The organism is Flavobacterium wongokense, from assembly GCF_021608265.1.
Classification (GTDB): Bacteria; Bacteroidota; Bacteroidia; order Flavobacteriales; family Flavobacteriaceae; genus Flavobacterium; species Flavobacterium wongokense.
On record NZ_JAKIHP010000001.1, the window covers coordinates 669122 to 682708 of the forward strand.

6 protein-coding genes are annotated in these 13587 nt (G+C 39.4%); 4 read left to right on the top strand and 2 right to left on the bottom strand.

Annotated features, from left to right (window positions below; genetic code table 11):
* Window position 1: 1 nt before the first annotated feature.
* Window positions 2–2485 (top strand): DUF5686 family protein, encoded by a 2484-nt coding sequence (locus tag L1S31_RS02765; protein WP_236461801.1) that lies wholly within the window; start codon window positions 2–4, stop codon window positions 2483–2485.
* Here the strand turns inward: L1S31_RS02765 and L1S31_RS02770 are convergent, their stop codons facing one another.
* Both L1S31_RS02770 and L1S31_RS02775 read right to left on the bottom strand, forming a co-directional pair.
* Entirely contained in the window at window positions 2486–5560 is a 3075-nt protein-coding gene (locus tag L1S31_RS02770; protein ID WP_236461803.1) for a DUF7619 domain-containing protein, read from the bottom strand.
* Window positions 5561–5636: 76 nt separating this feature from the next.
* Window positions 5637–7907 (bottom strand): cation:proton antiporter, encoded by a 2271-nt coding sequence (locus L1S31_RS02775; protein WP_236461805.1) that lies wholly within the window; start codon window positions 7905–7907, stop codon window positions 5637–5639.
* Between the two features lie 183 nt (window positions 7908–8090).
* Here L1S31_RS02775 and L1S31_RS02780 point away from each other — a divergent pair, with 183 nt between their 5' ends.
* From L1S31_RS02780 to rpoN, 3 genes are all read left to right on the top strand, one after another.
* On the top strand, window positions 8091–10529 hold the full coding sequence (locus L1S31_RS02780) for an efflux RND transporter permease subunit (protein ID WP_236461808.1): 2439 nt from the start codon (window positions 8091–8093) through the stop codon (window positions 10527–10529).
* Window positions 10530–10556: 27 nt separating this feature from the next.
* The gene (asnS, locus tag L1S31_RS02785) at window positions 10557–11990 is read left to right on the top strand and encodes an asparagine--tRNA ligase (protein WP_236461810.1); all 1434 of its coding nucleotides are present in this window, start codon (window positions 10557–10559) and stop codon (window positions 11988–11990) included.
* Between the two features lie 124 nt (window positions 11991–12114).
* Window positions 12115–13581 (top strand): RNA polymerase factor sigma-54, encoded by a 1467-nt coding sequence (rpoN, locus tag L1S31_RS02790; protein ID WP_236461813.1) that lies wholly within the window; start codon window positions 12115–12117, stop codon window positions 13579–13581.
* Window positions 13582–13587 lie beyond the last annotated feature (6 nt).

Below are 13587 nucleotides of genomic sequence, written 5' to 3' on the forward strand. Positions count from 1 at the left end.
AATGAAGCGATTATTCCTATTGTTGTTCTTTTTCACGCTGTCGCTTCAGGCACAATTCCAAATCAATGGAATCATAAAAGACTCCAAAACCAAAAAACCGCTTCCGTTTGCAACCATCACTACAGAAAAGATCTTTTCAACGATTTCAGATGTAGACGGGAAATTCAATTTACGGCTGAGCATGCAGCCTGAAACGCTTACTGTTTCTTATGTTGGCTATGAATCAAAAACGGTTTTGTTTTCAGAATACGATTCTTACCTGACCGTTTTTCTAGTGTCCAAAACGGATGTGCTGAAAGAAGTTACGATTTCAAATGTAAATCCGGCAAACGCCGTTATTGCTAAAGTAATCCGGCAAAGGGAAAGCAACAATCCACAAAAAAAGCTGCGCACTTTTCAATTCAAATCCTATAATAAATTATTGGTCACCGCCAATCCCGACTCGATTACTGGCAAAATTGACACGGTTTTTGTCGATGCCGCCGCCAAGGACAAAATCGCCAAAATAGATTCTTCGGGTTATAAATTCAAGAAAATCATTGACAAACAGCATTTGTTCCTGACCGAAAAAGTGTCGCAGTTCCAGTTTGAAAAACCCATTTTAAAGGAAACAATCCTTGGAACAAAAATGGCTGGATTTAAAGAACCGATTTATGAGTTTTTGGGTTTTGGGCTGCAGTCCTTTTCGGTTTATGATGACAAATATGAGTTGTTTGAAACCAAATATAAAAGTCCGATTTCGGATAATGCACTCAAGGAATACCGCTTTAAGATTTTGGACACAACTTCCATAGACCGGCGCGAAGTGCTGGTGTTGTATTTCAAAAACCGGAACAAGAAAGGGTTGGAAGGATTACTTTATATCGATAAGGAAAATTATGCTGTTGCCAAAGCGATAATGCGCATACGCGGAGTTTTGGACATCACCGGAGTCCATGAATTCAGCTATCTTCCCGAAGAAAAAGTTTGGTTTCCCATTCGTAAAAACTTTAAAATCGTCAAAGGGAAAAGCAAGGAACCTACTAAGGTTTTGGGCGGAAGAATCGAATTTAGCGCTGAAAATGACGACAGTAATTCGAAAAAAACAGCCTCTGATTTTACATATCTATCCTCAGAAATGCAGGTTTTTGATTTGGCGGTCAATACGAACCTGAAAATCAAGAAATCTTCAGTTGCGATTGAAGTAAAAAACGATGCCAATAAGAAAGACGAAACCTTTTGGAACCAAAACCGGATTGACAGCCTTGACGCCCGAAGCGAACGGACCTATGTGGTTTTGGACAGTGTCATCAACAAAAAAAATATAGAAAACAAAATCAAATACGGTCGGAAAATCATCAATGGATATGTTCCTTTCGGGCCTTTTGATTTTGATTTGCGCTATCTTTTGAGTTATAATAATTTTGAAGGTTTCCGTGTCGGGCTTGGCGGGATTACGAATGATACTTTTTCAAAGAGATTGCGTTTGGAAGGCTACACCGCTTATGGACTGAAGGATGAAACGATAAAATACAATTTGGGGACAGCGGTTCGGATTGGGAATTTCTCAAATACCTGGGTTGGTGCTTCGTATACCGATGACGTCCGTGAGATTGCCAGTACTTCATTTGCAACGGATAAAAGGGTCTTTAAGCTGTATGACCCAAGGCCAATTAACATCAGTACTTTTTACAACCACAAAACATGGCGGACGTATATTGAAACCAAAATTATTCCGAAAACAGAAACCATCTGGCAGCTTTCACACAGTGAAATAGCGCCTTTGTTTAATTATATTTTCAATTACGACAATCATTTGTATAGTGATTTTACAATGTCTACCGCTATGGTATCGATACAATGGAATCCGTTTAGTGATTATATGCAGACGCCAAACGGTAAGATTGAATACGAAAAAAGATTTCCGAAATTCGCCCTGCAGTTTACCAAGTCGCTGCCTAATTTCTTTGCCAATGATTTTGATTTTGGGAAGATTGACACCCGTATCGAATATGAAAAAAAATATTTGAACGGCATGAAATCAGCGGTTTTGCTCCAGGCTGGTTATGCTTTTGGCGCTTTGCCGCTGACCCATTTGTACAATACTTCTCCCAACAACCTCACCAAAGACAACATCCTTCAGCGAATAACAATCGCCGGAAAAAACAGTTTTGAGACGATGTATTTCAATGAGTTTTTCTCGAGTGAATTTGTGATGCTGCAATTGAAACACGGTTTCAAAAGAATAGAAATCTTCAAAAAAGTAAAACCCTCGTTAATCTTGGTTTCCCGAATGGCATGGGGAAATTTACAGCATGCGGAACGCCATATCGGAATTGAATACAAAACCCTGAACGAAGGTTTCTTCGAATCGGGAATTGAATTAAATCAGATTTACAAAGGGTTTGGGCTAACCGGTTTTTATCGGTATGGTCCAAATCAATTGCCTAGGTTTGAAGATAACTTAGCCGTGAAACTGAGTTTTGTTTTCGATTTCGGGTTTTAATTATTGTTTGATTACTTTCTGGACTTTCATACCTCTTTCGGTATAAACCTTCACAAGATAAACTCCTTTAGATTTGCCTGAAAAATCGAGCGTTGTGTTAACAGCCTCCGCTGTTTTGCCCTGCAATAATCTTCCCTGGATGTCAAACAACTCCACTTTGGTTATGGTTTCTTTGGCTTCAATGTGCAATATACTGACTACCGGAACCGGCGTCAATGCTACGGAATTGGCATCGAATTCGCTTGCACCCAAAAGCGCTACGGTTGTCGAAGTCGTATTGGTTACAATTGGAAAATTGAAGTCAAAATAAATATCAGCGGTGTTCTCTATGGTATTTCCAAGCACCAGATTATTTTTGGTTTTTACCTTGAAAGCTACATAACCGTGGCTTCCGGGTTCATCGTCAATTTCGGCCGGAAGGTTGATGTGTTCAAATATGAATTCTACCTTATTCCCGCTAATCCTTGTAGTATGCGGATGTGAACTGCTGGTTAACTGCAGCGAATTGATGTCAAATTTTGCCGGATCAAGAATATCCTTAACGACAATATTTTCAGCAGCAGCCGTTCCCGAATTCTGGAAGCGGATGACATAGTTTAGGTAACCTCCAACCATAGCAGGCGTAATGTGGTTTCCTTCGAGGCAGATTTTATCATTAGGATCAAAAGAACCAAAAACTTCTGTGCTCGTACTAAAGGTGTTGTCTTCAGGGGTTTCATCATTTGCCGTAGGCGAAACTGCTGCCGTAAAATTCAGAATATCGTGAATATTCACCGCTGGTGATTCTGTAGGCGAATTGACATTCAGCACAAAAGTAATCCTTCGGGTTTCAAACGGATTCAGGTTGGTAAAATCCCAGCTTAGGTTGTTCAGTGACTGGCTGGTCATCACTGGGGTTGCGCTGACAAAATCCAAAACCGCATCATCAAACTGGAAATTGACGTTTCCGGAAAGAATCTGGTTGCCCTTGTTTTTATAAATGACTTCGATTGTGAAATCAAATCCAGGCCTTGGGAAGCCGTGTGGAATTATTAATACATCTAAGTCATTGTGAACACCCAAAGCCGTGAGGCAAAAGTTTTGCGCCTGGCTATTGTTGTTGTCATCGGCAAAATTGACTGTAGCACTCGTTGGTGAAATGCTAAAATAAGGATTTGGGAAATAAGGTGTAATTACAAAATTCCCTTGTTGGGTGAAAAAAGTATAATCTCCTGTAGTATTCGTGAATGCAGCTCCAGTCTCAACTCCATCATTGATAAACAACTTGACATCACGCATAGCGATATCTCCTGCTCCACAACCATTTCCGGTAAGATCGTAATTGATGTTTCCGGTAATTTCATTATGAAGCCCTGTTGGCTCAAAAGAGCAATATGAATTCACCTGAACATTGGAAGAAAGCGTAGTATTAAAATCGTCATCAAACGACTGCAGCCTGGAAACAATAAATTGTATTTCATCTTCATTAGCACAGATGTAGCGCAGTTGTGGGCAGTTGTTTACATAAAAGAAAAAATAATTGGTTCGTCCATTTTTTAAATTCAGGTGAACCAAATTCGGATTGTAACTTAAATCAAAATTGTTTAGATTAAAAGTCTGAGGTGTTGTGGTTGCTGCATGGCTTAAATCTATTTCTGTAAAAAGGTTGGAACTCCCTCTAAAACTCTGCAGGTTAGTCAGGTTTTGTAAATCGATTTCCGTCAGATGATTGGATCCACATTCCAATGTAGTTAGGTTTACCAAATTCGAAACATCCAAAGTGCCTAAATTATTGTTGCTACAAAACAGGTCTGTTAAATTATTCAGTGCCGAAACATCCAGTGTCCCTAAAGGATTATTTGTAACGTTTAACCTGGTCAGATTGGTCAAAGGAGTTAGATTGATACTGGAAATGTGGTTAACGCTAAAATCGAGGTATGTTAAAGCCGTAAGCGGAGTTACATCCAACACTGCAAGCTCATTCCCATTACAGCTCAACATGGTGAGTTGGGTCAGATTGGAAATATCCAGCGAAGGAATGTCATTATACCCACAATTTAAAACCGTAAGGTTGATTAAATGGTTAACCGATAATGAAGTCAGTAAATTGGAACCACAATTAAGTGAAGTCAAATGGGTTAATCCGGTCAAATCAAGGCTTGCAATTCCGCTGCCTGAACTATTATTCTGGTTTGAACAATCCAAAGTTTCAAGATTTGCCATGTGGACAACTGAAAGGCTGCTTAAAAAATTCCCCGAACAGTTAAGGTTTTTGATATTGTTGGAACCTGTCGTATTTAAGGTCGTGATGTAATCATTGGAACAATTTACATTCTGAAGGCTGGGTAAATTGGAAATGTCCAGGCTCATGATGCTATGGCACATATGACAGTCCAGAGAAACCAAATTGTTAAGCCCCGAAAGGTTAAGATTTGCTATATCATAATTAAACGAACAATCGAGCGTTTGCAAATTGGTTAACCCTGCTAATGTTAACGTAGTTAAATTATAACAGTTCGCGCAATTTAGTGAGGTCAGATTGGCCAACCCAATTAGGTTAATCCCGGTCAAACTATATGAATTCGCAACAGTAATCGCCAAAAGATTGGTGTTTGCAGTAAGATCCAAATTTACGAAGGAACTGTTTTCACAAATAAAATTCAGAAGCCCTGTATTGGTAGCAGTATTTATAGTTGTAAGATTGTGGCATGAAGAAGCAATCAGGTTTTGAAGATTGGTCAGCCCAGAAACATTCAAAGTCTGCAAATGCGAATTCATTGAGCAATCAAGCATCGTAAGATGAGTTAAGCCTGTTACATCCAAAGCTGTTAATGTAGGGGAAGATGAAATCGTCAGGCTTTGCAGGTTTGTAAAAGAATTAATTCCCGTTGCATCGGAATAATCCCCATATTGGATCACTATGCTTGTAACTGCAGTTGCTTCACTAACCTGGATTTCACCATCAAAATTGGTATCAATGGATGGGCTTACATACAACAATGCCGCTTTAAAGCCCGGATCAGGAAATGAAACTATTTGGGCTTTTGAAAATTGTGCAAAAAAAAGGAAACCACAAAGGAGTAAAGTTTTTTTCATATCGTTTGGTTTAGTTTGACAGACTTAACTCAAAGATAAAAAAATTTACCAATTTAAAAGACTGGAAATAAATATTTTACGGTTTTATAATCAACACCGAAGGAATGTCTGTCAACCAGGAAACTTCATCGTCAACTAGCTTTTTCCAGGTCTCCAAACTGAAGATTACCAAATCCTGCTGAACCAAAAATGGCTTGCTAAGTTGGTCTGGATGCAAGACCTCGATATTGTTCTGATAGTTTTGTTCCAATGCTGATAAAGCATTTTCGACAATGAAATTATTTTTGGTATGCTCGTTATTATCCAAAATAGTAATGTGCGAATCATTATTGAAAATCAGCTTTCGGGCATAATCAATCAGAAACACATCGCCAACACTAAAAATCCCAACAAATACCTTGTCTACATTATGCAGATCCTTATCAATTAAAACTCCAAGTGGCGTTTTGGTTTTGGAAATAATCAAACGCGTCCGATCATCAAAAGGGGAATTTTCGAACAAGCCTTCCTTGCCTTTGAATTTATCCAATAATCGGTCCGGGTTAATGATTCGGGTTGTAAAGCCCAGCACTTTCCCCAAAATGGTTCCTTCAAAAATAGATTTCCCCAATCCTACCAGTACCAAATCGTATTTTCCTTCCTGCGCGATGTCGGCAATATCGGTTTCCATATCATTGGTAGCCTTAAAAATGGTCGTGATTTTTTGATCCAGTTTTTTGGACTCCTTTGCTATGGGTTCAAAAGTCAGGTTTTCATATTCCTGTAGATTATAGGAATGCATCTCGTCGCTCACCGTTAAATGCATCGCAGTAATATTGGCCTTGTCTTTTTCCTTTTTGATTAAACTATTGGCAAGGCGAAGCAGTGATTTGCCTTTTTCATTGTTCCCAAACGATATCAGGATATTGAAATCGGAGCTCCTTTTAACCTCCGAAGGAATGATGGCGTCTTTGGTTTTAAAGATAAAATTGATAATGTCCAAGGCCGGACCTGTCATAAAAGTGGTAATCAATGCCATGATTACCATCATCGTAAATACTTTTGGTGAAAGCACTCCCAACTCATATCCAATGTTCAGCACGACCAGTTCCATCAATCCACGTGTGTTCATCAAGGCTCCAATGGTTAAACTATCACGCCAGTTCTGACCAACAAATCTCGCCGCCAAAGCGCTTCCGAAAAATTTCCCGGCAACGGCAACCAGAATGATATATCCGGTCACTTTCCACAAATAAGGCTCGTTGATTAAGCCAATTTCTGTTCTCAATCCGGTAAAAACAAAGAACAACGGCAGCAACAAAATCACCGAAACGTCTTCAACCTTTTCGATAAAAATATTCCTGAATTTTGTGATGTCCGGCATTATTGCCCCCATCATAAAAGCGCCAAACAAGGCGTGGATGCCAATAATTTCGGTAAGGTAAGAGGAAACTATCAGGGTCAGCATAAAGATGGCCACCACTGATTTTTTGATATTGTCTTTTTTGGCGTACAAATCCCCAACGCGCTTTAAAAAAGGCTTTACAACAAACATCATAGCCATGACATACAAAATCGCAAGCCCAATAACGTAAAGCGAACTCACAAAACTTCCTGCCTTAACGATGGCAATTACAACCGCCAGTATACACCAGGCCGTAATGTCATCGGCAGCAGCACAGGTAATTACGATGGTACCCAATTTGGTTTTATGGATTCCCCGCTCCTGAACAATTCGCGCCAAAACCGGAAATGCCGTTATGCTCATCGCAATTCCCATAAACAAACTAAAGGACAGGAATTCTATGCCTGCAGGAGCAAACTGATGATAGATATAATAAGATAATCCAATACCTAAGGCAAATGGAATTACAATACTCGCATGGCTGATAACTACGGCTTCATTGGCTTTATTTTTCAGGACTTTCAAGTCTAGTTCCATGCCAATCACAAACATAAAAAGGATTAATCCAATCTGGCTCAGCAATTGAAGATTTCCAAGAGAACCATCGGGAAAAAGAGCATCTTTCATATCGGGAAAATACAATCCGAAGAGTGAGGGGCCAAGAACAATTCCGGCAATGATTTCACCAATAACTGAAGGCTGTCCAATCTTCCTGAAAACCCAGCCAAAGATTCGGGCAACCAAAACAATTGTGATGATTTGGAAAAGCAATAAGGCTAACGGATGCTGTAAATTATGGAATAATGAGGAAAGAAACTGAACCCACTGACTGTCTGTTGAAGCTGGAGAAACTATTTTTCTGCCTACTTCCAGTAATTTCCCCTGTTCAACAATCCAATACATCAGCCAGGTAAAGCCTCCAATAATGAACAGATAGAATAAAGTGTTTTTAAAATTTCTCATCCGGTGTTGTGTTGTTCTGCTTACAAATATGGTAAAAAGCTGCCTATTTTTTTAATTTTTTTTGAAGGAATAACAATTATTTAAATTTCCAGGTTTAAACGGTTAAAAATTAAACAAATCTTTTGCAAAACACTTCCCATTTATGGCTGTTTTAATTACCTTTGCAACCGTTTTTAAAATAAAATGAAGAAGAAAATAACAGCCGGTTTTTGGGAATTTCTCGCAGGAATTATTCTAAGGAATAGAATAGTCATCAGCGTGGGGATTGTACTATTGACCGTATTCCTGGCAATGCAGTGGAAAAATGTAGGCATGACCTACAACGAAGCCAATTTATTGCCAAAACACCACAAAGCAAATAAGGATTACACCCAGTTCCTGAATGTCTTTGGCGAAGAAGGAAATTTAGTCGTAATCGGCATCAAGGATAAGGCATTTTTTACTCCAAAAGCCTACAAGGCTTGGAATGAAATGATGACCAATTTAAAATCGCACAAAGAGATTGAATTGGTAGTTTCGCTGAACGATTTAAAGAAACTGCAAAAAAACGATACGCTCGAAAAGTTTGAGCTGGTACCACTTCTTGATCAAAAAAAGACCACTGACCCAGCCTATTTGGCAGAAATCAGAAGGCAGCTTTTTAACGATCTGCCTTTTTATGAAGGTTTGCTTTTCAATAAAAAATCGGGAAGCATTCGCTCTGCGATTTACATCAACAAAAAGGTCGTTAACTCTCCGGTTCGGAAGGAATTCATCCTGAATGTCCTGGTTCCCGAAGTAGAAAAATTTGAAAAAACAACCGGAATCGACCTGAAAGTTTCGGGCATGCCTTATATCCGAACCATCAACACCGAGAACATGAAAGGTGAAATTGGGCTGTTTATTGGCGCTGCCTTATTCATCACCTCTTTGATTTTCTTCCTGTTTTTCCGTTCGCACCGCGCCACATTTATTTCAATCTGTATTTTGATTGTTGGTGTAATGTGGTCGTTTGGAACCCTTGGATTATTCCATTACAAAATCACGATTTTGACGGCAATCATTCCGCCGTTGATTATCGTTATCGGAATTACGAATTGCATTTTCCTCATCAATAAATACCAACAGGAAATCAAGATACACCGCAACCAGGCGAAGGCTTTACAGCGGGTAATTTCCAAAATCGGGGTTTCAACACTGATGACAAACGTGACTACGGCGATTGGTTTTGCAACCTTTATGATTACGGGTAATGATTTGTTGTACGAATTCGGATTAGTGACTTCAATCAATGTGATTTCTGTTTACCTGCTAACGTTGATGGTGGTCCCGATTGTGTACAGTTTTATGCCATTGCCAAAGGAAAAACACCTGAACCATTTGAGCAAAACCTACCTTTCGTCTATATTGGATTGGGTTGAAAGACATGTTAAATTCAAACGAAAACTGATTTACAGCATCTACGGATTGCTGCTTGTTTTCAGTGTTATTGGAGTTTCCCAAATGAAGGTTTCGGGAAGTTTGATTGGCGAAATGCCCAAAAGTGCTTCGTTTTTCAAGGATATTATTTTCTTCGAAAAGGAATTCAATGGTGTAATGCCTTTGGAAATCATGATTGACACCAAACGCAAGAAAGGTGTGATGAAATCGTCTACTTTACGGAAAATGGATGAACTGCAAAAGACAATTGACAGCATTCCCGAACTTTCAAAACCGGTTTCGATTGTCAACCTGGTAAAGTATTCGAAGCAGGCTTTCTATAATGGAAATCCGGAATATTATGAATTGCCAAGTTCGCAGGAACAGGCTTTTATACTTTCGTATGCCAAAAATGCAACCAAAGGTTCCAAGGACAATATCATGAAAAGCTATGTCGATTCAACGGGACGCTATGCCCGAATCACAACTTTCATGAAAGACATCGGAACCGAGGAAATGGCAAAAATTGAAAAGGATTTACATGCAAAAATTGACAAGATTTTCCCAAAAGACGGCTACGAAGTTACCTTAACCGGAAAGGCATTGGTGTTCCAAAAAGGAACCACTTACTTGGTTGGAAACCTTGTAGAATCACTGATATTCGCCATTTTATTAATCGCTTTACTGATGGCCTACATGTTCCGTTCGTGGAAAATGATTTTTGCTTCGGTAGTGACGAATATTTTACCGCTTTGCATCACATCTGGACTGATGGGCTATTTCGGAATTCCATTAAAACCATCAACGATTTTGGTATTCAGCATTGCCTTCGGGATTTCGGTTGACAATGCCATTCAGTTTATGGCAAAATACCGTCATGACTTAATCCAGAATGGCGGAAAAATTGAAAAAGCGGTTGTAAGTGCCTTGCGCGAAACCGGAGTCAGCACATTTTACACTTCTGTTGTTTTAATATTTGGTTTTGCTATTTTTACGTTATCAAGTTTTGGAGGAACAATAGCTTTGGGAGGATTGATTTCGGTAACACTGACCTTTGCAATGTTTGCCAATTTAGTAGTGCTTCCTGCTTTGGTTTTGACAACTGAAGGCTGGAGTGGTAAAAAGAAACTGACTAAAAAAGAACTTAAGGAAGAAGAGATTGGCATCAACATTTATCGTGACAACAATGACGAGGATGCAGATGACCATTCAGAAGAAGAATAATTTATATTTGTAAAAATTAATTTTATAATGAAACATACAAAAGTTAAAAGCTTACTAAGCAGCGGAACAACAATTTCAGAGGTAAATGCAAAAGGTTGGGTAAGGACTTTTAGGAATAATCAATTTATAGCGTTGAACGATGGTTCAACAATTAACAATATCCAGTGTGTGGTTGATTTTGAAAACACGCCTGAGGAAACTTTAAAAAGAATTACAACCGGAGCTGCAGTTTCGGTAACCGGAGCTTTGGTTGAAAGCCAGGGCGCTGGTCAGAAATACGAAATCCAGGTTTCTAAATTAGAGATTTTGGGTGATTCTGATGCCGAAAAATTTCCAATGCAGCCAAAGAAACACTCGTTGGAATTTCTACGTGAAAATGCGCATTTAAGAGTTAGGACAAATGCTTTCGGAGCGATTATGCGGGTGCGTTCGGTTTTGGCTCATGCGGTTCATACTTATTTCCAGGAAAAAGGGTTTGTATATGTAAACACACCTGTAATTACGGGTGCCGATGCTGAAGGTGCAGGAGAGATGTTCCAGGTAACTGCGTTGCCATTGGATAATCTTCCAAAAAATGAAGAAGGAAAAATCGATTATAAAAAAGATTTTTTTGGGAAATCTACCAACCTTACCGTTTCAGGCCAGCTGGAAGGAGAAACCTATGCTATGGCATTGGGGCAGATTTATACTTTCGGACCGACTTTCCGAGCTGAAAATTCAAACACTTCGCGTCACTTAGCCGAGTTCTGGATGATTGAGCCCGAAGTGGCTTTCAATGATTTGGATGACAATATGGATCTGGCCGAAGACTTTATCCAGTTTGTGATTAAATATGCAATGGACAAATGCCAGGATGATTTGAAGTTTTTGGAAGGCCGTTTATTGGACGAGGAAAAATCAAAACCACAGGCAGAACGAAGCGAAATGGCATTATTGGAAAAACTGAACTTCGTTTTGGAAAACAATTTCAAACGTGTTTCGTATACGGAAGCCATTGATATTTTAAGGGATTCCACTCCGAATAAAAAGAAGAAATTCCAATACATCATCAACGAATGGGGCGCTGACTTACAATCGGAGCACGAGCGTTTCCTTGTGGAAAAACATTTCAAATCGCCGGTGATTGTTTACGATTACCCAGCGAATATCAAATCGTTTTACATGCGTATGAATGAGGACAATAAAACCGTTGCCGCAATGGACATCCTTTTCCCTGGAATCGGAGAAATTGTTGGTGGTTCACAAAGGGAAGAGCGTTATGATGTTTTGGTTGAAAAAATGAGAACCATTGGTATTGACGAAGAGGAACTTTGGTGGTATTTGGATACCCGAAGATTCGGTTCTGCAGTACACTCAGGTTTCGGATTAGGATTTGAACGATTGGTATTATTTGTAACGGGAATGACTAACATCCGTGACGTAATTCCTTTCCCAAGAACTCCACAAAACGCAGAATTTTAATTTTGAGTTACAAAGTAGCAGAGTTACAAAGTTTGTAGCTGGAGAAGTCAAAATTTATTAAATTTAATCCATAAACAAGAGGAACTTTGCCACTTTGCGGCTTTGCCACTCTGAAACTTAAAAAATGTTAAAGCAGTTCCTAAATCTAAAATTATCACAAAAACTATCACCTCAGCAAATCCAGTTGATGAAGTTGATACAATTGCCTACGCAGGCTTTTGAGCAACGGTTGAAAGAGGAAATGGTAGAAAATCCGGCGTTGGAAAGTGGTAAGGAAGAGGAAGAACTGTATGAGAAGGATGAGTTTGACAACAATGACGAATATGATGATTATGAAGGAAGTGAAAACATTGAGGCAGACGAAATCAACATCGACGAATACTTAAGCAACGACGAAACTCCCGATTATAAGCTTCAGGCCAATAATTATAGCGAAGACGATGAAGAACGCACGATGCCGTTTGCAGCACCTACGAGTTTCCATCAGGATTTAATCAATCAGCTGAATACATTTCTCTTAACAGATGAAGAACGCGAAATTGCCGAATTCCTGGTTGGAAGCATTGATGATGACGGTTATTTACGAAGGGACGTTCAGGACATCGTTGACGATATGGCTTTCACACAAGGCATTTACACCGATGAAAAAACGGTCGAGAAAATGCTGCACATCATCCACGATTTAGATCCGGCCGGAGTTGGCGCACGAAACCTGCACGAATGCCTGTTGTTGCAGCTTCGTCATAAAACCCCAACAGAATCGGTTGATTTGGCTATCAATATCATCGAAAATGAATTTGATGCCTTTACCAAAAAGCATTACGAAAAATTGATGGTGACTTATGAAGTTTCAAAAGAACAGCTTAAGAAAGCCATTGAGGAAATAGAAAAACTAAACCCAAAACCCGGAGGTTCCTTTGACAGTACCAGCCGTGTTGTGGAGCAAATCGTTCCCGATTTTGCCATCCGGATTGTTGATGGTGAACTGGAGCTGACCTTAAACGGAAGAAATGCTCCAACATTGCATGTTTCCAAGGATTATCAGGAAATGCTGCAGACTTATAAAGTATCGCGTGATAAATCAAACCAGCAGAAAGATGCGGTTCAGTTTATCAAACAAAAACTGGATTCTGCCAAATGGTTTATCGATGCCATCCGACAAAGACAGGAAACATTGTACGTTACGATGAATGCCATCATGCATTTTCAGCGCGAATATTTCCTTGACGGAGAGGAAACCAAACTAAAGCCAATGATTTTGAAAGATGTTGCTGATATGGTTGGGCTCGATATTTCGACCGTTTCCCGTGTTGCCAACAGCAAATATGTAGAAACGCCTTATGGTACCAAACTTATCAAGGAGTTTTTCTCAGAATCAATGAAGAATGATCAGGGTGAAGATGTCTCTACTTTGGAAATCAAAAAAATCCTGAAAACCATTATTGAGGAAGAAGACAAAAGCAAACCATTACCGGATGATCAATTGGCCGAAATCCTAAAGGAAAAAGGTTATCCAATTGCACGAAGGACTATTGCAAAATACCGTGATTTGCTTGATATTCCTGTGGCAAGGATGCGCAAGAAGATCTAAAATAAA

Bases quoted from the DNA above. Each gene is read 5' to 3' on its own strand.
- L1S31_RS02765 (WP_236461801.1), top strand. From the start codon at position 2: ATGAAGCGATTATTCCTATTGTTGTTCTTTTTCACGCTGTCGCTTCAG.
- L1S31_RS02770 (WP_236461803.1), bottom strand. From the start codon at position 5,560: ATGAAAAAAACTTTACTCCTTTGTGGTTTCCTTTTTTTTGCACAATTT.
- L1S31_RS02775 (WP_236461805.1), bottom strand. From the start codon at position 7,907: ATGAGAAATTTTAAAAACACTTTATTCTATCTGTTCATTATTGGAGGC.
- L1S31_RS02780 (WP_236461808.1), top strand. From the start codon at position 8,091: ATGAAGAAGAAAATAACAGCCGGTTTTTGGGAATTTCTCGCAGGAATT.
- asnS (WP_236461810.1), top strand. From the start codon at position 10,557: ATGAAACATACAAAAGTTAAAAGCTTACTAAGCAGCGGAACAACAATT.
- rpoN (WP_236461813.1), top strand. From the start codon at position 12,115: ATGTTAAAGCAGTTCCTAAATCTAAAATTATCACAAAAACTATCACCT.